Origin of the sequence: Vreelandella hamiltonii (genome assembly GCF_014651775.1) — a bacterium.
Classification (GTDB): Bacteria; Pseudomonadota; Gammaproteobacteria; order Pseudomonadales; family Halomonadaceae; genus Vreelandella; species Vreelandella hamiltonii.
In genome coordinates this window covers 18,335-40,960 of sequence record NZ_BMXN01000013.1, presented here as the reverse complement: position 1 = coordinate 40,960, position 22,626 = coordinate 18,335, and the positions used below count along the sequence as shown (strand labels likewise).

Genomic DNA, 22,626 nt, shown 5'->3' with positions numbered 1-22,626 from the left:
TGTAAAGGGAGAATCGCTTGAAAGTAAATAAGGCGGTAGACAAGCGAACGCAGCGTAACGCGCGCCAGTCACCATCTCGTTCATCGACGCGTGTCACGGCTGCAAAGGATAAGGCGCGCCGGTTCGGCTTGCGTCTGCAGGGCTCGGTACGCGAAGGCGTGGTGGTGGTGATGCTGGCCATCTGCGTCTTCTTGCTGTTATCACTGTTTAGCTATCACCCGGCCGATCCGGGTTGGTCCTACCAGGGCCCTGAAACACAGGTGCGTAACTGGATGGGCCCGGTCGGCGCCTGGCTGGCCGATGTGCTCTATTCACTGTTGGGGGCCAGCGCTCTGTGGTGGCCAGGCATGTTCGGTTATTCGGCCTGGTGGTTGATGCGCTCGCGCCAGGTGCGTTTCGAGCTGGATCCGGTGGCCATTGCCGTGCGCGCGGGTGGCCTCGTGTTGCTGATGTTTGGCACCACCACGCTGGGCGCACTGCATTTTTATCACCCGAACAGCATTTTGCCCTACGCCTCTGGTGGCATTCTGGGAGAAGGGCTGGTGGGTACGCTGAAACCGCTGGTGGGCAGCGGTGGCGTGGGCTTGATTGCTGCGGCGCTGATCCTGATCGGCTTTCCGCTGTTCAGCGGTACTTCCTGGCTGCAGGTGGCCGATGAAGTAGGGCGCAGGCTTTGTCGAGTGGGTGGCTGGTTCGGTGCGCGTCGTGCCAAAAGCCGCGAAAAGCGTGCCGAGCGTGCTGCCGTTCGCGCGGCAGGAAAAGCCGCGGCCAGCAAAGTGAAACAGCGCTCCTGGGTCGAGCCTAGCGATACCAGTACCGACCCAGAACCCGACCCGGACGATGCCTTCTATGCCACGCCTGAACCACAGGGCAGCAGTGCACCCATTTCAGCCCGCCGTGGCGATGACGAAGTAAGCGAGCGCTCACCTGCTCCGCGTCGTGAGCGCCGCGAACCCAGTTTTACGGCAACGGCTCCCGATAGCGATACCTCCATTCCTTGGGAAGCAGCGGCCGTGTTGAGCGAGCGCCATGCTGCACCGTCGAGCGCCTCATCGGCACCGAGCCCCGAGCCTGCTTCCCAGGCGCCTGTTGCGCCCGTGCAGGAAGAGGCCGCTCCCGAGGCCGCAGTGCCTGCCAAGGAGCTCGTCAAGGAGCCGGTCGAGCCGCCTCGTGAACCAGTGATGTCGTTTTCCGCCACGGAGAAGCCGTCTGCCGCGCCGCAGCCGACAGCGTCCGCTCAGCAGTCAACGCCCTTTGTCGAGCCCGCCAAGGTGCCGCGAGAGCCGAGCTTTACTCTGGCAGAGCCGGAAGAAACCGACACCCCAGCGCCCTTGGCGGAACCGCGCATTTGGGCTGCACAGCCCCAGGTGACGCCGACTGCCGAGCCGGAACCTGCCCAGGAGCCCGCTCTCAAGGCAGAACGAGTGCCCGAGCCGCCACAGGCGCAACCGACAGCACCCGGCTCAGAGGTTGACGAGCCGGTGATCGATAAACCAGTGGTCGATGAACCCGTTTCTGAAGGGGCGCCGCTGAGAGCTTCCCGAGAAGACGATGCCGCGCTGGCCGCGCCCACGTCGCTGAGCGCCCGCGACCTGGACGATGAGACACGTCAAGAAGCGCCTCTGGCCGTCGTTCCCGAACATGTGGCTGCTTCGACATCGGTTGAATCGGCCCCGGTGCCCCTGGCGGCGGAGCCACGCCGCGAGCGGGTGCCCGAAGTCGTGCCCGAGCCGGTATGGGACGAGGATGACGAAGAGCTGCCCGTCAGCCCGGCGCCGATAGCCACAGGGCCACGCCATGAGCCAACCCTGGCGGCAGATACGCCGCCGGATGCAGAGCCCGATAACGGCCCTACGCTGTGGACCGTCGAGCATCTGCAGAGTCAGCGACCCAGTTTCGAGACCCAAGATGAGCCCGAGGGGGAGGTGCCCAGCCTGCAACTGCTGACTCCGCCCGAGCCCCATCAGCCCAACTACACAGACGAGCAGCTGGCGGACATGGCCGAGCTGCTGGAAGTCCGGCTGCGTGAATACGGGGTCAAGGCAGAAGTGGTGGACACTTGGCCTGGGCCGGTCATCACGCGTTTCGAAATCAAGCCAGCCGCCGGGGTGAAGGTCTCCAAGATCAGTAACCTGGCCAAGGACCTAGCGCGTTCGCTGATGGTGAAAAGCGTGCGCGTGGTCGAGGTCATTCCGGGCCGTCCTACGGTCGGTATCGAAATACCCAACCCTCATCGGGCCATGATTCGGCTGCGCGAAGTGATCGACTCCGATCGCTACCAGCAGGAGAGCTCACCGCTGACCATGGCCTTGGGCCAGGACATCGGTGGCGGGCCCGTGGTCGCCAACCTGGGCAAGATGCCGCATCTGCTGGTGGCCGGTACCACGGGGTCGGGTAAGTCAGTCGGGGTCAATGCGATGCTGATCTCGATGCTGCTGAAGGCCAAGCCTGACGAGCTGAAGCTGATCATGGTCGACCCCAAGATGCTGGAGCTGTCGGTGTACGATGGCATACCGCATCTGCTGGCCCCCGTGGTGACGGACATGAAAGAGGCCGCCAACAGCCTGCGCTGGTGCGTGGCGGAAATGGAGCGTCGTTACAAGCTGATGGCTGCCATGGGGGTGCGCAACATTGCGGGCTTCAATGGTCGGCTGGAGGAGGCCGCTCGTGCCGGTGCCCAGGTGGCGGACCCCCTGTGGGAGCCGGAGCCCTGGGAGATGCACCAGACGCCCCCGATACTGGAAAAACTGCCCTATATCGTGGTGGTCATCGACGAATTCGCCGACATGTTCATGATCGTGGGCAAGAAGGTGGAGGAGCTGATTGCCCGGCTGGCCCAGAAAGCACGGGCGGCCGGTATCCACCTGATTCTGGCCACCCAGCGCCCCTCGGTGGATGTGGTGACGGGCTTGATCAAGGCCAATATTCCCTCGCGGATGGCGTTCCAGGTATCGTCACGGATCGACTCGCGCACCATTCTCGACCAGGGCGGTGCAGAGAGCCTGCTGGGGCATGGCGACATGCTCTACCTGCCGGCCGGGTCTGGCCCGCCCAATCGTGTCCATGGCGCGTTCGTGGATGACGACGAGGTGCACCGGGTCGTCGATGACTGGAAGCGACGCGGTGAGCCGGAGTACATCGACGAGATTCTCTCGGGCGGTGTCTCTGCCGACGCGCTGACGGGGCTCGAAGCCGAAGGCGTGGAGGGCGACGATGCCGAGCAGGATGCGCTGTACGATGAGGCGGTCCAGTTCGTCACGGAAACGCGCAAGGCGTCCATCTCGGCGGTTCAGCGCCGTTTCAAGATTGGCTACAACCGCGCGGCACGCCTGGTGGAAGCCATGGAAGGGGCGGGCGTGGTCTCCTCCATGGGGGGTAACGGTTCCCGCGAGGTGCTGGCGCCGCCGCCGGTGGGCCATTGAGCCATCGGTATTCGTCAATCATGCAACAAGCGTGAAAGTCGCGCCGCAGGTGCAACCCTGCGGCGTCTTTCGCGTCTGAATGGCATCAGGAGCAGCGCTTGCTCCGTGCCTCATCCGCTTTTGGCAATGACTGCCTAGGGAGAATCACTATGCGCGAACCTACTCAACGTCGCTCGCCTGCATTGGCATTGGCTGCTAGCGCACTGGGGCTTACCTTTGCCGCACCCATGGCTTGGGCCAACGAAGCGGCCGAGCGCCTCACCGAGCGTCTCGACCCTCTCGAGAACTACCATGCCAGCTTCGAGCAGCGGATTCTCGATGGCAGCGGCCAGCGCCTGCAAAGTGCTCATGGCGAAATGTGGCTGTCACGTCCTGGCTTGCTGCGCTGGGAAGTCGACGCTCCCTATTCGCAAACCGTCGTGTCCGATGGGGAAGACGTTTACCTGTACGACCCGGACCTGGAGCAGGTCACCGTTCAGGCCATGGATGACCGTGTCACGCACACGCCGGCGCTACTGCTTTCCGGAAGTGCCACCGAGCTGACGGCCAGCTACGACGTGTTCTACGAGCAGCAGGATGGCGATGACGTCTTTACGCTGATTCCCACCTCTGCCGATACGCTGTTCGAAGAGCTCAGCATGGTGTTTGACCAGCAAACCCTGACCGAGCTGTGGATGATGGACAGCACCGGGCAGCGTACTTCGATCACCTTCAGCGATATCACCCGCAATGGCAGCATCGACCGCAGCCTGTTCGATTTCGACATCCCGGACGGCACCGACGTCATCCGTGAAGAGTGGTAGGCAGCGTGCTTGCTGTTTAAAACGCTCTTTCCGCTCAGCGTATCTCGCTGAGCGTATCTTGATCAGGCACCTTCGGGTGCCTGATCTGCTTGTTGGTCCTGCTGTGCTCGCCACGCCATGATCTCGGCAAAGCGCTTCTCCTGACCCAGCTCACTGGGTTCGTAAAAGCGGGCGGCCGGTATCTCGTCTGGCCAGCAGTCGTGTGCGCTACCGGCCGGGTAGCCGTGGGGCTCGTGATGGGCGTAACGGTAGCCTTGCCCATGGCCCAATTGCTCCATGAGCTTGGTCGGGGCGTTACGCAGATAGCCGGGGACTTCCAGCTGAGGCTGCTGTGCCACGAACTGTCGAGCACTTTTCCAGGCCTGGTCGATCCGGTTGCTCTTGGGGGCCACCGCCAGGTGAATGGCGGCATGGGCAATGGCGCGCTGGCCTTCGTAATCACCCAGCCGCAGGTAGGCATCCCAGGCGGCGATCACCAGTGGCAGTGCCCGCGGGTCGGCATTGCCCACATCTTCCGAGGCAATGGCCGTCAAACGGCGCACGATATCCAGCGGGTCACCGCCTCCCTGAAGAAAGCGTGCCATGTACAGCAGGGCGGCGTCCGGGCGCGATGAGCGAACCGACTTGTGAATGGCCGAGAGCAGGTCGTAGTAGGCATCCCCCTGTTTGTCGAAGGCGCTGGCCTGATGGCCCACCACGTCGGCCAGTACCGCTTTACGCAGCACTTCATGGCCTTCGACGGTGTCGGTGAAGTCGCAGGCCGTCTCCAGTAGCCCCAGAGCCCGCCGGGCATCGCCAGCGCTGGCGTGGGCCAGTGCTTCCAGCACCCCCGATTCCACCTGAATGCGCCGTTTGCCGAGCCCTCGGCTGTCGCTGTCGAGAGCCTGCTGCATCACCTGTATCAGCTCTTGCTGAGAGAGCGATTTGAGCACGTAGACCCGAGCACGAGAAAGCAGCGCCGAATTCACCTCGAAGGAGGGGTTTTCCGTGGTCGCGCCGATCAGGGTCAGCAGCCCTGACTCCACGTGGGGCAGCAGCGCGTCCTGCTGGCTCTTGTTGAGCCGATGAATTTCGTCCAGAAACAGCAACGTGGGTGTCTGCTGCTGGCGGGCGCCGTCGACCACCAGCCGAATCTCCTTGACCCCGGCCATCACGGCACTCAAATGCTCCAGGTGCGTGTCGGAGGCGCGGGCCAGCAGTTCGGCCAGGGTGGTCTTGCCCACGCCGGGTGGCCCCCAAAGAATCATCGAGCGAACGACACCCGATTCGGCCATGCGGCGCAGCGGCTTGCCTGGCCCCACCAATGCCTGCTGGCCAACGTATTCGTCCAGCGTCAGGGGGCGCATGCGGTAAGCAAGCGGTGCCTCTTCGGTGGAGTGAGTATCAAAAAGATCCATGGCAACTTCCGTTGTAAATCGTTACGTTGAACATTCAACGCTTAACAAGTGTCTGTGGTAAATAGCGCTGCGTCAGGCTACCTTTTGGCGTGACTGGGACGTTCGGCGTTGGTTGGTCAAACCCCCAGGCGCAAGACAAGGATTAACGCTAGTGTAGTAGAACCCTGCTCATGGTCGCGTACCTTGGCTTCTGTAGGGGAGGCATGAGGTATGACACTTATCAAAGGAGACGGCACGATGTTAAACCAACTGCGTCTGGATCATGCCAATATGGCGCGCATGCTGCATGTGCTTCAGCTCAGGCATAAAACGCTGGCTGACGGAGAGCGCCCGGATTTTCAACTGATGCGTGAAGTAGTCGACTACATCTTGTCTTACATGGATGGTTTTGCCGCACCTCTGGAGCGGATCTGTGTCGAGCGGCTACAGGTTCAAGCGCCGGAGCATCAGCCGCTGATGACCCAAATGGCCGATGACTACCGTGAGCTCAAGCCTCGGTTGATGCGCCTGTCCCATGATATCGACATGATCCTCATGGACAACATTCTACCCATGGACCGTTTCGCAGACGACCTGAAGGCGTATCTGGAAGCGCACCGCGCCTATCTGCGCCACGAGCGGGAAGGGCTGTTCCCGCTGATCGACCAGCACTTCACCTCCGACGAGCTGGAAGAGCTGCGCCAGGCACTGCCGGATGGCGCGGAGCAGGAGCTGGAACGTCTCCAATTGGCCTACCCTGACCTTTACGCCGAGTTGCGCGGTGCCGAGGTGCCCTCGCTGTAATTCCTGCGTTGCCCCCTTCAGCGCTGGACGGGGCGTGTTAAACTAGCGCCCCGTTTTGATTATCTATGCAAACGTTCATGCAAAGAGGGTAGCGCAAGGTGGGCAACGTATCCCCAATATCGATTGATCGGCCGGATAACCGCTGATGCCAGGCCCCGTACTGGTATTCGACTCTGGTGTGGGCGGGCTGTCCGTGGCTCAGTCGCTGCGTCAGCACTATCCCCATGCCTCGCTGTGTTACGCCTGCGATAATGCCTGGCTTCCTTACGGTCTGCGCGATGACGCCGTGCTGGCCAAACGCATCGTGACCGTTTGCCAGGCCGCCGTGGCCGCCTGCCAGGCCAGCGTGCTGGTGGTGGCGTGTAACACGGCCAGCACGCTGGCGCTGGAAGCGCTGCGTCAGGCGCTGTCGGTGCCGGTCATTGGTACGGTGCCTGCCATCAAACCCGCCGCGCAGGTCAGCACGACGCGCCATATTGGCCTGCTGGCCACCTCGGCCACGGTCAACCGCCCCTACACCCAAGGATTGATCGAAAGCTTCGCCAGCGATTGCCGCGTCACGCGGCTGGCAGCAGACCCGCTGGTAGTGGAAGCCGAAGCCTGGTTGGCGGGAAAGCCGCTGAACGCCGCTCATATTCAGCAGGCGTTAGCCCCGCTTTGGGAGGCAATCCAGGCGACCCCTGCCCTCGATACCGTGGTATTGGGGTGCACGCACTTTCCGTTGCTGCAGCCGCTGCTGGTGTCACTCTCCCCCGTACCGCTGGCCTGGGTGGACTCTGGAGACGCCATCGCGCGGCGCGTTGGACAGGTAGCCGCCACGCTGATCAGCAGCGTGCCGGATGGCCGTTGTTTTACCACGGCGCCCGCCGCTGCCCTGGCCGATGGCATGGCGCGGTACGGTTTCAGTGCCCCCCAGCTGCTCGCGCTGCCCGACGCTGATTAACGGTGAGCCGCTGCCGCTAAGTTCAATTTTCCAGTCAACAGGAGCCACCTTGGCCATCCCTACCGTCGATCCGGCACGCTACGCCGAACAGCTGGCTGACAAACAAGCCTACGTGGAACAGATGTTCGCGGACTTTGCGCCGCCTGGGCTCGAAGTATATCCCTCGCCCGCCAGCCATTACCGGCAGCGCTGCGAGTTTCGTATCTGGCATGAAGACGATGATCTGTTCTATGCCATGTTCGAGGTCGATCCTGACAACCCCAAACAGAAGCGGGTCATTCGTCTGGACCAGTTTGCCGTGGCCAGCGAACGCATCAATGAGCTGATGCCGCAGTTGCGGGATGCCTTTCTGGCCAGCGATGTGCTGCGCCGCCGGCTGTTTCAGGTGGAATTTCTGACCACGCTGTCGGGAGAAGCGCTGGTCACGCTGATTTACCATCGTCCGCTGGACGACGCCTGGGAAGAGCAGGCGCGCGCCCTGGAAGCCGAGCTGGACATCATGATCATTGGCCGTTCGCGCAAACAGCGCCTGGTGCTCAGCCGTGACCACGTCTGGGAGCGCCTGGAGGTGGATGGTCGTACGCTGCACTATCAGCAGGTCGAAAACAGTTTTACCCAGCCCAATGCGCATATCTGCCAAACGATGTTGAGCTGGGCCCGTGAGGTGACGGCCGGACGTCAGCAGGAAGACCTGGTCGAGCTTTATTGCGGAAACGGCAACTTCACCATTGCGCTGGCGGAGAATTTCCGCCGCGTGCTGGCCACGGAAATTTCGCGTACCTCGGTGGCCAGCGCCAATGTCAACCTGGAAGCCAACGGGATCAACAACGCGCACGTGGCGCGCATGTCGGCGGAGGAGTTTGCGCTGGCGCTGAAAGGCGAAAAAGCCGGACGGCGAGTGGCGGAGATGGGGCTGGACGATTACCGTTTCACCACCGTGCTGGTCGACCCGCCCAGAGCCGGGTTGGACGAGCAGAGCTGCGAACAGCTCAGCGAGTACGCGCAAATCGTCTATATTTCATGCAACCCGGTCACGCTTGCCGACAATTTGGCGCAGCTCACCAAAACCCATCAGATCGAGCGTTTTGCCTTGTTCGACCAGTTTCCGTTTACCCATCACTGTGAGTGCGGGGTGCTGTTGACACGGCGTAGCGCTTGAACGCAAGTGTCATGGGCCGCTTGTCAATAGTGCTTATGATGCACAAGCGGCATACACCATGAATAACATGCCAGATGGTTAGGGTGCTGGACGAGGGTAGCGTAAGCTATCTGGTAGCGTGGCCTAAAGGCCTATTGTCCTTCGTTTTTTTGGCCAGGTTGTGGCCCCAGGCAGTCGAGGTGATGGATGCATTACGTTGCGATTGAAGAGAGTCGGCGGGATCTTTTGAAGCAGCTACAAGAGCGCCTGGAAGCGCGACTGGAGCCTGCGCGAGCGGCGGATGTCGAAGCCTTCGCGCGCCATTTCTACGCGACGGTGCCGGTCGAGGACCTGATCGACCGTCGTCTTGACGACCTCTATGGGGCCACGCTCTCGATCTGGCAGTTTCTCCAGCATCATGACCTTCAACACCCTAAAGTGCGTATCTTCAACCCCGATTTCGAAGAGCACGGCTGGCAGTCCAACCACACCTTCGTGGCCGTGCTGCATGAAGACATGCCGTTTCTGGTCGACTCGGTACGTATCGAGCTCAATCGGCGCGGATTGACCGTACATGCCATTCAGAACGCAGTGTTTGCGGTTGCCCGCGATGGCCAGCACCAGCTCAAGGTACTGACCTCGCCCAAGGATGAGCATGCCCCCGAGGCCCGCGAATCCTTGATCGTCATCGAGGTGGATCGTCATACCGATCCTGAATCTTTGGCCAACATCGAGCGCAACTTGCACGAAGTGCTGCGCGACGTGCGCACGGCAGTGGGTGATTACGACGCCATGTGCGGGCAGATCACCTCCGCCATCCAAGAGCTGGAAAAGAACTGCCCGCCGCAGATCGACCCCGACGACCACGAAGAAGCGATTGCGTTTCTCGAGTGGTTGCTGAAGGACAACTTCACGTTCCTGGGGTATGACGAGTACCTGCTGGAAGGCAGCGAGCTGCAGCGTGATCCCAACAGCGTGTTGGGCGTGTTCCGCCTGGACCAGCCCCGCTACCGGGAGCGCATTCGCACCGAAGAGGGGGTGGATGAGCACAATGACTACGTGCTGGTGCCGCAGCTGCTCTCGTTTGCCAAGAGCGCCCATCACTCTCGCGTGCATCGTCCTACGTACCCCGACTACATCACCGTGGACCGCTACGATGATGATGGCAACGTGATCGGCGAGCGTCGCTTCTTTGGTCTGTTCACCGCGACCGTCTATAACGAGTCGCCGCGCAACATTCCGCTGCTGCGTCGCAAGCTGAAAGCCGTGACCGACATCGCCGGGTTCAACCCTCAGGGCCACAATGGCAAGCAGCTGCTGCAGGTGCTGGAAGTGTACCCGCGGGATGATCTGTTCCAGATCGGCACCGACGAGCTGGCCACTACCTCACTGGGCATCTTGAACATCCGTGAGCGTCGTCAGGTACGCCTGTTCATCCGCGCCGATGTCAGCGGCAAGTTCTACTCCTGCCTGGTCTTCGTTCCCCGCGACGTGTTCTCGACCGACCTGCGCCAGCGTATTCAGAACATGCTGTGCGACGAGCTGGATGCGCACTTTGGCGACTTCAACACTTACCTCTCCGAATCGGTGCTGGCGCGTATTCAGCTGATCCTGCGCTTCAATGGCGACACGCCCAGCCAGTACGACCTGAAGCGTCTGGAGGGCAAAGTGGCACGGCTGTCGCGTAGCTGGCGTGACGACCTGCACGCGGCCATGATCGAAGGGTTTGGAGAAGAGCGCGCCAACCACCTGCTGGATAATTTCCACGATGCCTTCTCGGCCAGCTACCGCGAAGACTTCAACGCCCGCACGGCGGTATTCGACATTCAGCACCTGCTGAATCTGGACAATGGCGACACGCTTTCGCTCTCCCTGTATCGTCCGCTGGAAGAGCAGGCAGGGGGCATGAACCTGAAGCTGTTCCATCGCGAATCGCAGATCCCGCTCTCGGACGTGCTGCCGATGATGGAGAATCTCGGCCTGCGGGTGATCGGTGAGCGCCCCTACGATATCAACGCGCCTCAGCAGCGCTACTGGATACACGATTTCGAGCTGGAGCATAGTCAGGGCGCCAATCTGGGCGACATGCGCGACACGTTCAGCGAAGCGTTCAAGCGTATCTGGGCCGGCGAAGCCGATAACGATGCCTTCAATCGCCTGATCGTCGGGGCTGGTCTGGACTGGCGGGAAGTGGCCATGCTGCGCGGCTACGCGCGTTACCTGAAGCAGATTCGCTTTGGCATGTCCCAGGATTACATTGCCGCCACGCTGGCCAACTACCCGGTGATCACCCAGACGTTGGTGGAGCTGTTCCGCCTGCGCTTCGACCCGGCCCAACAGCAGCCCGGCCAGACCGACGACTGTCTGGCGCGTCTGAACGAGCACCTGGAAGGCGTTGCCAGCCTCAATGACGACCAGCTGCTGCGCCGTTTCATGGAGCTGATCCAGGCCACGCTGCGCACCAACTATTACCAGAAGACCGACGCGGGCCGCTTCAAGGATTACATTGCCTACAAGCTGGAACCGTCGAAAGTGACCGGTATGCCCAAGCCGCGTCCGGCCTACGAGATTTTCGTCTGCTCGCCCCGTGTCGAAGGCGTGCACCTGCGGGGTGGCAAGGTGGCGCGCGGTGGCCTGCGCTGGTCGGATCGCCTGGAAGATTTCCGCACCGAAGTGCTGGGGCTGGTCAAGGCGCAGCAGGTGAAGAACGCGGTCATCGTGCCGGTAGGCGCCAAGGGCGGCTTCGTGTGCAAACGCATGCCTGAAAATGCCGACCGTGAAACCCAGCAGAAAGAGGGCATTGCCTGCTACCAGATCTTCATTCGGGCGCTGCTGGACGTCACCGATAATCTGGTCGGAGGAGAGGTCGTGCCGCCGAAGAACGTGGTGCGCCACGATGACGACGACACCTACCTGGTGGTGGCTGCCGACAAGGGCACCGCAACGTTCTCGGATATCGCCAACGCCATTTCCGTCGAGTATGGCCACTGGCTGGGGGATGCGTTCGCCTCTGGCGGCGCCAATGGCTACGACCACAAGAAAATGGCGATCACCGCACGGGGCGCCTGGGAGTCGGTCAAGCGCCACTTCCGCAACCTGGGCGTGAACACCCAGCAGGACCTGTTTACCGTGGTAGGTATCGGTGACATGGCCGGGGACGTGTTCGGCAACGGCATGCTGCTGTCGGACAAGATCCAGCTGGTGGGGGCGTTCAACCACCTGCATATCTTCGTCGACCCCAACCCTGATGCGGCAGCGGCGTTTGCCGAGCGCCAGCGGCTGTTCGACCTGCCGCGCTCCAGTTGGGAAGATTACAGCGCCGAGCTGATCTCTCAAGGAGGCGGGGTGTTCAGCCGCAGCGCCAAATCCATCGCCATCAGCCCGGAAATGCAGCAGCTGTTCGGAATCACCGAGGCGCGTCTGTCGCCCAATGATCTGATTCGCGCCATGCTCAAGGCCCAGGTCGACCTGATCTGGAACGGCGGTATCGGCACCTACGTGAAAAGCTCCGAAGAAACCGATGCCGACGTGGGCGACAAGGCCAACGATGCGCTGCGTATCAATGGCAAGGAGCTGAACTGCCGAGTCGTGGGGGAGGGCGGTAACCTGGGTCTCACCCAGCGTGGCCGAATGGAGGCAGCCGCCAACGGCGTGCGGGTTTACACCGACTTCATCGACAATGCCGGGGGCGTCAACTGCTCCGACCATGAGGTCAATATCAAGATATTGATCGACGAAGTGGTCAAGCGTGGCGACATGACCGACAAGCAGCGCAATCAGCTGCTGGCCGACATGACCGACGAAGTGGCCAACCTGGTCATTCTGGACAACTATCGCCAGACCCAGGCGCTGGACCTGTCGGAAATTCTTTCCCATCAGGGCATGGGGCCGTATCGCCGCTTCATCAGCGAACTGGAAGCCGCTGGTCAGATCGACCGCGAGCTGGAGTTCCTGCCCACCGACGAGGTGCTCAAGGAGCGTGCCAGCAGCGACCAGGGCATGCGTTTGCCGGAACTCTCGGTGCTGATCTCCTACGCCAAGAGCACCTTGAAGGGGGATTTGATCAATTCCGAGGTGCCCGACGACCCCTACATCCATCGCCATCTCGAGCGGCTCTTCCCGGCGGTGCTCACCGAGCGCTACCAGGGCGAGATGTACGAGCACCGCCTGAAGCGTGAAATCGTGGCCACTCAGGTCGCCAACGATCTGGTCGACCACATGGGCATCGTCTTCGTGCGCCGCTTGATGGACTCCACCGGCGCTGGCCGGGCCGATATTGCCCGGGCCTACGTGGTTGCCCGCGATGCCTTCAACCTGGCGGACCTGTGGGCGCAAATCGAAGCGCTGGACAACCAGGTCTCCAGCCGGGTGCAGTACTCCATGATGCTGGACCTGATGCGTCTGGTGCGTCGTGCCACCCGCTGGTTCCTGCGTCAGCACCTGGGGCTGTCGACCCAGGACACCATCGAGTACTTCGGACCGCGTCTGGCGCAGCTGCAGGAGAGCATCGGTGAGCTGCTCAGCGGTGAAGAGCGGCAGGAGTGGCAAGCGCGCTGTGACGAGCTGGAGCAAGCCGGGGTACCAGCGTCGCTGGCCGCTACGGTGGCTGCGGCACCGCGCCTGTACGCCAGCCTGGGGATCATTCAGGCGGCCCGCTTGACCAACGAGAAGCCCCAGCGGGTGGCGGAAGTCTTCCACGAGATTGGCAGCCGCCTGGAGCTACCGTGGATGATCCAGCAGGTGACTCGTCTGGAAGTGCGCGATGCCTGGCAGGCGCAGGCCCGCGAAACCTTCCGTGACGATATCGATCGCCAACAGCTGGCCCTGACCACCAGCGTATTGAAGCTGGAAGCGGGCAGCCGCGACACTCAGGAGCGCGTGGCTCAGTGGCTGGAGCAACACGCCGAGCTGCACCGTCGCTGGTGCCGCTTGATCGAAGAGGTACGTAGCGGCAGTGAAGGCGGTTTTGCCCTGTTTGCGGTCGCCGTCCGTGAGCTGGTGGACCTGGCCGAGAGCGATAGCGAAGCCTGACGCCTGACGACAGGCCCACTCAAGGCCGCGCCCTGGTTCACCAGGGCGCGGCCTTTTCATTCTGCCTCGCTGGGCCAAGTGCGTTATACTGCGGCCGCCTCGCCAACAGCCCATCGCCCAGGAGTGTCTCGCTGATGTATACCCTTGCCCGCTCGCTCATGTTCCGCCTGGATGCGGAAACGTCCCACGGTCTGGCGCTTGGCGCGCTGGATACGCTGCACCGAGTCGGTGGCGTGAAGCGGCTGTATGGCGAGCCGGTCAGCGACCCGGTCGAGCTGATGGGGCTGCGCTTTGCCAATCGCGTCGGCCTGGCAGCCGGGCTGGACAAGAATGCCGATCACCTGGATGCCCTGGGTGAGCTGGGCTTTGGTTTCGTGGAAGTGGGCACTGTCACGCCGAAAGCGCAGCCGGGCAACCCCAAGCCGCGTCTGTTTCGCCTGGCCGAACACGGGGCCATCATCAACCGCTTCGGCTTCAACAACAAGGGCGTCGAGCACCTGGTGGCACAGGTCAAGAAGCGCCACTACGGCGGTATCGTAGGCATCAACATCGGCAAGAATTTGACCACCTCGGTGGAGCAGGCGCTGGATGACTACCTGCTGTGTCTCGACGCCGTGCATGGGGTGGCCGATTATATCGCGGTCAATATCTCGTCGCCCAATACGCCGGGGCTGCGCACGCTGCAGTTCGGCGAGCAGTTGGATGCCCTGCTGGGGCCGATTCGTGCCCGCAGCCAATCGCTGGACGACGCGCTGGGTCGCAAGGTGCCGCTGCTGGTGAAGATCGCCCCCGACATGAACGCAGAGGAAGTGGCGCTGGTGGCGGGCAGTATTTCTCGCAATGGGCTGGATGGCGTGATCGCCACCAATACCACGGTGTCTCGTGAGGCCGTTCAGCAGGACCCCCAGGCGCAGGAAGCCGGTGGGTTATCGGGCCGACCGGTGTTCGAGGCTTCCAATACGGTCATCCGGCTGCTACGTGCCGAACTGCCTGACCTGCCGATCATCGGCGTGGGCGGCATCGACAGCGCGGCGGCAGCGCAAGCGAAAATCGAGGCAGGTGCCGATCTGGTGCAGCTCTATTCAGGCTTGATTTATCAGGGGCCGACGCTGGTGAAACAGTGTGCCGAGGCGCTCAAGGAGCAGGCTTCTGCCCACTAATAGGGAAGGCGCGGGGGAGAGGTGGGCAATAAAGGGGTAGGCAATAAAAAGCCCGCTGGTGAGCGGGCTCCGTACTCCAAATGTCCGTGTAAAAGGTAAATAAATCAGGTCATGACCATGGGGTTTTTATGGATGCCGGAAACGCCGACCATGCCATCCCACTGGTCTCCGCGACCTTCACGCCAACCGCTCATCCAGTATTCGCGTAAATTGACATCTTGACTGGGGCAATCATCACGGGAGCGACCCGTAATACCCGCTTTATAGCCGTGAACATAAGCCCGCTGGAAGCGATCACGTTTTTGTCGTTTCATTGGCTAACCTCTTTTCACGAAAACCTTTGATAAGAAGCAAATGGCCAGCAAACGGGCAGCTCATTGTCTACCGAGCTCCTTTCAAGCGTCATCACGACGCCAACCATTGCTGCCAACTCTGCTTCGAGAGGTGACTTCAAGTCCAAGAGTGAGTCTTCGCCAGTACCTTGGTGTCTAGCACTCACGTGCTGAACAGGTAAAGCCGCCGACTCGACAAGCCGTGGGTCGTTACAGGAGTCTCCTTGCGGAAGTGCACAGTAATGACCCAGACAAGCAACGCATGCGTTTTTAGTAGCTACCCTTTTATTGATAGACCATCATGGGGTCACTTGTCGACCATCAAATTGTCATAAGACGTAAACTCATTTGACATATACAGGAATATCGCGCGGTGACGCGCGGCGAAGAACATGACCGAGCTGAGCCAAACACCCTCTTTGAATCTGCTGGCCACCTGCCCCAAAGGCATCGAAGGCCTGCTGGCAGACGAGCTGCAAGCGCTGGGCGCCGAGCCTGGTAAAACCACCGTGGCCGGTGTCTATTTCACTGCCGACCAGGCCACCGCCTATCGGGTCTGCCTGTGGTCGCGACTAGCCAACCGCGTCATTCTGCTGCTGGCCCGGGAAAGCATGATCGAGACCGCCGAGCAGGTGCGCGATGTGGTGGCACGCATTGCCTGGCGTCAGCATCTTGCACCAGGACGCACCCTGGCGGTGGATTTTCATGGCCGTAGCGAGCACATTCGCCACACCCGGTTTGGCGCGCAAACCGTCAAGGACGGGGTGGTGGACTCGCTGCAGCTCTCGGGGCAGGAGCGCCCCAATGTGGATACCAAAACGCCAGACCTGCGCCTTTATGCGCACCTGCATCGTGCCAACCTGAGCCTGGGTATCGACCTCTCAGGCGAGAGCCTTCACCGGCGCGGCTACCGGCGTGACGTCGGGCATGCGCCGCTCAAGGAGAACCTGGCCGCTGCCTTGCTGGTGCGTGCAGGCTGGCCCGAGCGCGCCAAGGCTGGCGAGCCTTTGCTGGACCCTTTGTGCGGGGCTGGCACCCTGCTGATCGAGGCCGCGTTGATGGCCGCCGACCAGGCCCCCAACCTCAACCGTGAGCGTTTCGGCTTTCATGGCTGGGCGGGGCATGAGCCTGCGCTCTGGAGTGAGCTCAAGCGCGAAGCCGAAGCGCGGGCGTCGATTGGCCGCAAGCGCTGCAGGAACCCACTGATCGGCTTCGACCAAAGCCCTGCAGCGCTGAGTGCCGCCAAGTCGAACGCCATGCGCGCGGGCATTCCTGCGCTGATCAGCCTGCATGGCCAAAGCCTGGCCCAGCTCACACGCCCCGCCGACCTCACCGCAGAGCAGGGCCTGTTGATCACCAACCCGCCCTACGGCGAGCGTTTGGGCGAATTGCCGGAATTGGTCAGGCTCTATGCCCAGCTGGGGGAAAAGGCCAAGGCGCTGTTCCCCGGCTGGATGCTGGCGCTGTTCACCGGCAATCCGGACCTGGGGCATCGCCTGGGGCTGCGCGCCCATAAGCAGTATGCGCTAAAGAATGGTGCGCTGGATGCCAAGCTGCTGATGATGCAGATCGGCGCAGCCAGGGAGTCTGCCGTGCCCACCGATTCCGCCACGGCAGAGGCCCTGGCGCCGGAACGGCCTGCCAAGCCAGCGGTGTCGGAAAATGCCCAGATGTTTGCCAACCGCTTGGCAAAGAACCAGAAACGCCTGAAAAAGTGGCTCAAGCAGAGCGGTGAAACCTGCTATCGCCTCTACGATGCCGATATGCCGGAGTATGCGCTGGCCATCGACCGCTATGGCGATCGCGTTCACGTGCAGGAGTATGCCGCGCCAGGCTCCGTGAACCCTGCTCAGGCACAAAAGCGGCTGTTCGACGCGCTGGAAGTGCTGCCTGAGGCGCTGGACGTGGACCCCAGCAAGATTTATGTGAAGCGTCGTGAGCGGCAAACCGGCGCCGCCCAGTACCAGAAGCGCGATGCCAGCGGCGAGCGTTTCGAAGTGCGTGAGGGGAGTGCGCGGCTGTGGGTCAACCTGCGCGACTACCTGGACACCGGGCTGTTTCTCGACCACCGCCCCGTGCGGCGTATGCTGGGCGACATGGCCAGCGGCAAGCGCTTCCTGAACCTGTTCTGCTACACGGCCACGGCTACCGTCCAGGCCGCGCTAGGCGGGGCCAGCGACAGCGTCAGCGTCGACATGTCCAACACCTACCTGGAGTGGGCCAGAGACAACTTCAGCCTGAACCAGCTGGATCACCGGCGGCACCGGGTGGTCAGGGACGACTGCTTCCGCTGGCTGGAAACGGCCAATGCCGATTTCGACCTGATCTTCATGGACCCGCCGACGTTCTCGAACTCCAAGAAGATGCGCGATACGCTGGATATCCAGCGGGATCACTCAAGGCTGGTCGAGCTGGCCATGGCGCGCCTGGCGCCGGGTGGCGTGCTGGTGTTCTCGAATAACCAGCGGCGTTTCAAACTGGACGATGCGCTGGTGCAGCGCTACGCAGTGGAGGAGATCACCGCGCGCACCTTCGACCCGGATTTCCAGCGTCGTACCAACCTGCATCACGTCTTTTTGATCAAGAGCCGAGCCGATGATTAAACTCTCCATCTACACCACTCTGGGCTGCCACCTGTGCGCTCAACTCGAAGCGCTGGTGACCACCCTGGCCAACCAGCCAGTGGACTTGCGGCGCATCGAAATCAGCGAAGACGACGCGCTGGTCGAGCGCTACGGTGTGCGTATACCGGTGTTGCTGGATGAGCAGGGCGAAGAGCTGGACCGGGGCTTCGACCTGGCGCGGCTGAGCCAATGGCTGGAGCAGCGAGGCTGGCTGGACGAAGCGGCGCTGGCGGCCCTGACCAACCCGCCAGCCCCGACGCCCCCAGTGGGGGCGCACCAGCGTAATGGGCGTCGGTTTCTGGGGTAGGCGTGCCTACAGCACATCCAGCAGCGACAGCTGGCGCATGGCCTCCTGGCCTTCGGGGGTGTGGTCGGCGGCTTCCAGTACCTTGCGAAAGCCTCGCGAGGTCTGGATGGTGGACTCGTCCTCCAGCCACATCTGTGCCTGCGCCAGGGTGTCGGCCAACTGATGTTTCAGCCCGCCAAACTGGGTGCCGATCTGCCCCCAGGCGCGGCTGAAAATCCAGTCGCCGAACATATCCTGGTGAATGTGCACCAACACATAGTCATGGTCGGTTTCCCAGCGTACGATCACACCCATCTCCTTAACGCCATCATGTTCACGCCTGCACAGCAAGCCGTTGCGGGCGTATTGTAAAGCCCGGAAATCAAAACGCCTATGAAACTTGTCATTGATGCCAACATCCCCGCCGCCGACGCGTGCTTTGGCGGGCTGGGCACCTTGCACCGCCTGCCCGGGCGCGAGATTCGCGCGGCCGACGTGGCCGATGCCGACGCGCTCATCGTGCGCTCCATCACCCGGGTCGATGAGGCCTTGCTAGCCAACAGCCGTGTTGCCTTCGTCGGCACCTGCACCATTGGCACCGATCATATCGACTTGAACTACCTCTCAGCCCAGGGCATCGGGTTTGCCAGTGCGCCTGGCTGTAATGCCGACGCTGTGGTGGACTATGTGCTTAGCAGCTTGGTGACCGTGAGCGAGCGGGAAGGGTGGCCGCTGCTGTCGCGCCGTGTGGGAGTCGTCGGGGCCGGTAACGTCGGCAGCCGCTTGCTGACGCGGCTGAGCGCGCTGGGCATGGAAGTGCTGGTATGTGACCCGCCCCGCGCCGAGCAGGAAGGCCCTGAGGGCTTCGTGGACCTGGATACCCTGATCGAGCAATGCGATGTCATTTGCCTGCATACGCCGCTGGTCAAGCACGGCCCCCACGCGACGTACCATTTGTTGAACGCCGAGCGGCTCCAGGAACTGGCCCCGCAAACGGTGCTGGTCAACGCCGGGCGCGGGGACTGCATCGATGGGCTGGCACTGCGCAGCCGCCTGGCAGGCAAGGGCGACATCACCGCCATCCTCGATGTGTGGGAAGACGAGCCGGGCATCGATGCCGGCCTGAGGGATCTGGTGGCCCTGGCAACCCCGCACATTGCCGGCCATAGCCTGGACGGCAAGCTGCGCGGCACCTGGATGATTCAGCAGGCGCTGGCCAAACATTTCAATATGGCTGCTGGGCCTGCATTCGCCGATATCTGCCCACCACCAGCGCTTGCCTCGCTGACGTTACAAGCCCCTTTGGCACCTGAAGAGGCCCTTGAACTGTGTATTCGCGCGGTGTACGACGTTCGTCGTGACCACGACACGCTCGTTCGCAAGACGCATCTTTTCGGCACGGCCAAAGGCTTCGACGATTGTCGGGCGAACTACCCGTTACGACGTGAGTTCGCCTCGCTGACGGTTCGGCTGTCGGGGCAGGCGCAACCCCTAGAGAGCCTGCTGAGAGGGGCGGGATTTAGCGTAATGTTAGAATAAAAACCTACTGGTGGGGCTATGCATGTCTCTTTACACTGGCTAAAGCGAACTATATTTACCGAGAAGGCACATAAACGCAGTGACGCTAGGGGGCAGCAATGATACTACCTACAGAATCCATTGGCAGTATTCCCCGTTCAGAGAAGCTGATGGAAGCGCAGCGGCGGTTTGACGCTGGCGACATCGACAAGCCCACCATGGAGGCGTTTTATTACGAAGCCATCCAGCAAACGATCAGAGAACTCGAGGCGACGGGCTCTCCTATCATCACCGATGGCGAACAACGTAAATCCCATAGTTTCGCAACCTATTCGGTAGAGGGCGGGAAGAACTTCGCGCCGGATGGCCTCGAAATCCCCTTCAGCGACGGTCATGTACGGCGTTTGCCCCGTTTGATGGCTGGGCCATTTCGCTATGCCTTGTCTGCTGCTGACACGCTTTCGCTGAGCATGCCGCTCACGAGCTTGCCCATGAAGCAGGCCATCATTTCAGCCTCGGCGCTGAGTCTCATGTATCCCGTCAACGAACTCGAAGGCTACGACCGCGAAACGTTTCTGAACGATCTGATCGATGAGCAGGAAAAGGAGATTCGAGGCTGTTTCGATGTGGGTGCACAAAAGGTGCAGATCGACTTCACCGAAGGGCGATTGGCACTCAAGCTCGATCCCAGCGGGAGCGTACTGAGCAGCTTCATCGAGCTCAATAACCGCGTACTGGAGAGGTTCTCCAAGGACGAACGCCAGCGCATCGGTGTTCATACCTGCCCCGGGGCCGATCAGGACTGCACACATAGCGCCGATGTGGATTATGCCGAGCTTTTGCCAAGCCTTTTCGAACTCAAGGCCGGCAACTTTTATATCGCGATGGCCGGAGAGTCCAACCCGGAACGTGCGCTCAAGATTGTCGCGCGCTATTTGAAGCCTTGGCAACGCGCCTTCATTGGTGTCATCGACGTCAATCATCCGCGTATCGAAACGCCGGAAGAGGTGTGCGAACGGGTCCTTCAGGCCGCACGTTTCATTCCCCTCGAGCAGCTTGGCACCACTGACGACTGCGGTTTCTCACCATTTTGCGACGATGTGTCCACCTCCCGCGAAACGGCTTACGCCAAGATTCGTGCACGCGTGGAGGGAACGGCCATGGCACGAGAGCAACTGACGTCCCCACGGATGGCTTGAATGGGTGGCTCGTTATCCCAAAGCGTCGCCGTTTTCGATGCCCATGGTCGCTTGATCGACTGGAACTCAGGGTTTATCGAAGAGTTTGGCGATGCCGTCAAGGTGCTAGGCAAGGGCGCCAGCGCGCGCGATATTTACAATGCTTGCCTGCTGCCTGAGCGAGCCCTGGATCTCACCTGGGCGTTAGACGGTGCGCCACCGCCGCCGTTCGAGTATATCAATCACCGTCGTCGGCTTTTGGTCACTCAAAGCCTGGGGGGCAGTGGCCATGTCTTTCGCGTGGCTCACGATATGCAAGACTCGCCCCCTCTTCATCCGGCGATGCTCGATGAAAGCGCCGAGCTTTTACGCTCTACGGCGCTCAGGATCTCTGCAGCGATCATCAAGCGCCGTGAGCAGGAAACCCTGCGCCTTCATGAGCTGGCGCTCAAAGATGAGCTGACTGGAGTGGCCAATCGGCGTTACTTCAATACATTGCTGGATATCGAATGGCAGCGCTGCCGACAGGGAAGCTTGCCGATGTCGATGATCTTCATCGATATAGACTTCTTCAAGCACTACAACGATTTCTATGGACATCCCAGTGGAGACGAATGTCTCAAAGTCATCGCAGCAACATTGGCGGCGAACTTGACTCGGCCGGATGGCCTGGTCGCCCGCTACGGGGGGGAAGAGTTTACCTGTTTGCTGCCGGGCACTGATCTGGCCGAGGCGACGCGCAAGGCCGTCGAGCTCGAGTTGGCCGTCAGGGCGCTGGCCATGGAGCATAAAAAATCGCTGGTTGCTCCAGTGGTCACCATCAGCCTGGGGGTCGCTACGGCGCTTTCTTTGAAGGATCATCCTTCATCGATGCTGGTAAGTGCCGCAGATCAGCAGCTTTACGCAGCCAAGGCGGCGGGCAGGGGATGTGTGCGTGCGTCGCTTTCTGACAACGCAGTATTTCCGAATCAGAGATGGGTCTGAAACGTTACGGCGACCTTGAGACTTGCGTATCAAAGTCGCCGTGGTGCTAAGAAACCGGCGTGGCTAGCAACATCACTGACGGTAGGCGGCTTCTTTCAGGGCGCGAATGCGGTCGTCCAGCGGTGGGTGGCTGGCGAACATGCGCTCCATCAGCGAGCGGGTCTGGCCTTTGGTGATGGCCATGGCGCGCATCTGATCGGGCATCTGGTCGGGCATTTCGGTTTCGGCCTTCAGGCGTGCCAGGGCGTTGACCATGGCGCCGGTGCCCGCCAGGCGTGCACCCGCTTCGTCGGCGCGGTATTCGCGGTAGCGCGAGAACCACGCCACGATGGCCGACGCAATGATGCCAAACACGATCTCGGCAATCATGACCACTGCAAAATAACCCATGAAGCCCAGACCGCCTTCACCGTCGCTGCGGCTTTTCAGGAAGGTGTCGATCAGGTGGGCGACGGCACGGGCAAAGAACATCACGAAGGTGTTCACCACGCCCTGGATCAGCGCCAGGGTGACCATGTCACCGTTGGCCACGTGGCCAATCTCGTGGGCCAGTACCGCGCGGACCTCTTCGGGGCGCATGCGGTTGAGCAGGCCCGCCGAGACGGCTACCAGCGAGTCGTTCTTGTTCCAGCCGGTAGCAAACGCATTGGACTGCTGGGCCGGGAAAATGCCCACTTCGGGGGCCTTGATCCCGGCTTCACGGGAAAGCTCGGCCACGGTGTCCACCAGCCACTTTTCGGTGGCATTGGAGGGCGTTTCGATGATCACCGTGCCCGTGGAGCGCTTGGCCAGCCATTTGGACATGAACAGCGAGATGATCGAGCCCGCCATGCCGACGATGAAGCAGAACAGCAGCAGGCCAGTGAAGTTGATTCCCTGGCTGCGCAGATAGCCCTCGACGCCGAACAGGCGCAGCGTAAAGCTGGCCACCAGTACGACGGCGAGGTTGGTCGCCAGAAACAGCATAATTCGCATCATGGGTGGGTTTCTCCCTTCAGGTTTATAACGGGGTCTTGCTGGAATATGG

General features: G+C 61.5%; 16 protein-coding genes. 12 read left to right on the top strand and 4 right to left on the bottom strand.

The genetic code is table 11. The features are described from left to right. The first annotated feature begins 17 nt into the window (after positions 1-17). Both IE091_RS11825 and lolA read left to right on the top strand, forming a co-directional pair. Complete coding sequence (locus IE091_RS11825; protein ID WP_189463727.1) at positions 18-3,422, top strand: DNA translocase FtsK; 3,405 nt, start codon at positions 18-20, stop codon at positions 3,420-3,422. Between the two features lie 149 nt (positions 3,423-3,571). Then, on the top strand, positions 3,572-4,225 hold the full coding sequence (gene lolA / locus IE091_RS11820) for an outer membrane lipoprotein periplasmic chaperone LolA (protein ID WP_016914486.1): 654 nt from the start codon (positions 3,572-3,574) through the stop codon (positions 4,223-4,225). A gap of 62 nt (positions 4,226-4,287) precedes the next feature. Here lolA and IE091_RS11815 read toward each other — a convergent pair whose 3' ends face one another. Next, positions 4,288-5,622, bottom strand: a complete 1,335-nt coding sequence (locus IE091_RS11815; protein WP_189463726.1) for a replication-associated recombination protein A — start codon at positions 5,620-5,622, stop codon at positions 4,288-4,290. A gap of 237 nt (positions 5,623-5,859) precedes the next feature. Between IE091_RS11815 and IE091_RS11810 the strand changes: the two genes are divergently transcribed. From IE091_RS11810 to IE091_RS11790, 5 genes are all read left to right on the top strand, one after another. After that, complete coding sequence (locus tag IE091_RS11810; protein ID WP_039176212.1) at positions 5,860-6,405, top strand: hemerythrin domain-containing protein; 546 nt, start codon at positions 5,860-5,862, stop codon at positions 6,403-6,405. Between the two features lie 145 nt (positions 6,406-6,550). Further along, a complete protein-coding gene (gene murI, locus IE091_RS11805; protein WP_189463725.1) occupies positions 6,551-7,348 on the top strand; it encodes a glutamate racemase in 798 nt (265 codons plus the stop codon). A gap of 49 nt (positions 7,349-7,397) precedes the next feature. Next, positions 7,398-8,507: a tRNA (uridine(54)-C5)-methyltransferase TrmA gene (gene trmA / locus IE091_RS11800; RefSeq protein ID WP_189463724.1), complete on the top strand. Its 1,110-nt coding sequence runs from the start codon at positions 7,398-7,400 to the stop codon at positions 8,505-8,507. Between the two features lie 186 nt (positions 8,508-8,693). Beyond that, positions 8,694-13,517 (top strand): NAD-glutamate dehydrogenase, encoded by a 4,824-nt coding sequence (locus tag IE091_RS11795; RefSeq protein WP_189463723.1) that lies wholly within the window; start codon positions 8,694-8,696, stop codon positions 13,515-13,517. A 134-nt stretch (positions 13,518-13,651) separates the two neighbouring features. Continuing rightward, on the top strand, positions 13,652-14,677 hold the full coding sequence (locus IE091_RS11790; protein ID WP_189463722.1) for a quinone-dependent dihydroorotate dehydrogenase: 1,026 nt from the start codon (positions 13,652-13,654) through the stop codon (positions 14,675-14,677). 104 nt (positions 14,678-14,781) lie between these two features. On the opposite strand, the gene rmf is transcribed toward IE091_RS11790, so the two are convergent. Further along, complete coding sequence (rmf, locus tag IE091_RS11785) at positions 14,782-14,991, bottom strand: ribosome modulation factor (protein ID WP_039176196.1); 210 nt, start codon at positions 14,989-14,991, stop codon at positions 14,782-14,784. Between the two features lie 410 nt (positions 14,992-15,401). Between rmf and rlmKL the strand changes: the two genes are divergently transcribed. Next, a complete protein-coding gene (gene rlmKL, locus IE091_RS11780; RefSeq protein ID WP_189463721.1) occupies positions 15,402-17,612 on the top strand; it encodes a bifunctional 23S rRNA (guanine(2069)-N(7))-methyltransferase RlmK/23S rRNA (guanine(2445)-N(2))-methyltransferase RlmL in 2,211 nt (736 codons plus the stop codon). Then, positions 17,605-17,940, top strand: a complete 336-nt coding sequence (locus tag IE091_RS11775; protein WP_081195615.1) for a glutaredoxin family protein — start codon at positions 17,605-17,607, stop codon at positions 17,938-17,940. Before rlmKL ends, IE091_RS11775 begins: the two co-directional genes overlap by 8 nt. 6 nt (positions 17,941-17,946) lie before the next feature. Here IE091_RS11775 and IE091_RS11770 read toward each other — a convergent pair whose 3' ends face one another. Then, complete coding sequence (locus tag IE091_RS11770; RefSeq protein WP_039176935.1) at positions 17,947-18,228, bottom strand: hypothetical protein; 282 nt, start codon at positions 18,226-18,228, stop codon at positions 17,947-17,949. An 84-nt stretch (positions 18,229-18,312) separates the two neighbouring features. On the opposite strand from IE091_RS11770, the gene pdxB reads away from it, so the two are divergent. From pdxB to IE091_RS11755, 3 genes are all read left to right on the top strand, one after another. Further along, a complete protein-coding gene (gene pdxB / locus IE091_RS11765; RefSeq protein ID WP_189463720.1) occupies positions 18,313-19,458 on the top strand; it encodes a 4-phosphoerythronate dehydrogenase PdxB in 1,146 nt (381 codons plus the stop codon). A gap of 98 nt (positions 19,459-19,556) precedes the next feature. Further along, the gene (locus IE091_RS11760) at positions 19,557-20,636 is read left to right on the top strand and encodes a cobalamin-independent methionine synthase II family protein (protein ID WP_096922607.1); all 1,080 of its coding nucleotides are present in this window, start codon (positions 19,557-19,559) and stop codon (positions 20,634-20,636) included. After that, a complete protein-coding gene (locus tag IE091_RS11755; protein ID WP_189463719.1) occupies positions 20,637-21,599 on the top strand; it encodes a GGDEF domain-containing protein in 963 nt (320 codons plus the stop codon). It begins immediately after the preceding gene. Between the two features lie 72 nt (positions 21,600-21,671). Here IE091_RS11755 and htpX read toward each other — a convergent pair whose 3' ends face one another. Then, positions 21,672-22,577: a protease HtpX gene (htpX, locus tag IE091_RS11750; protein WP_189463718.1), complete on the bottom strand. Its 906-nt coding sequence runs from the start codon at positions 22,575-22,577 to the stop codon at positions 21,672-21,674. Between the last annotated feature and the right edge of the window lie 49 nt (positions 22,578-22,626).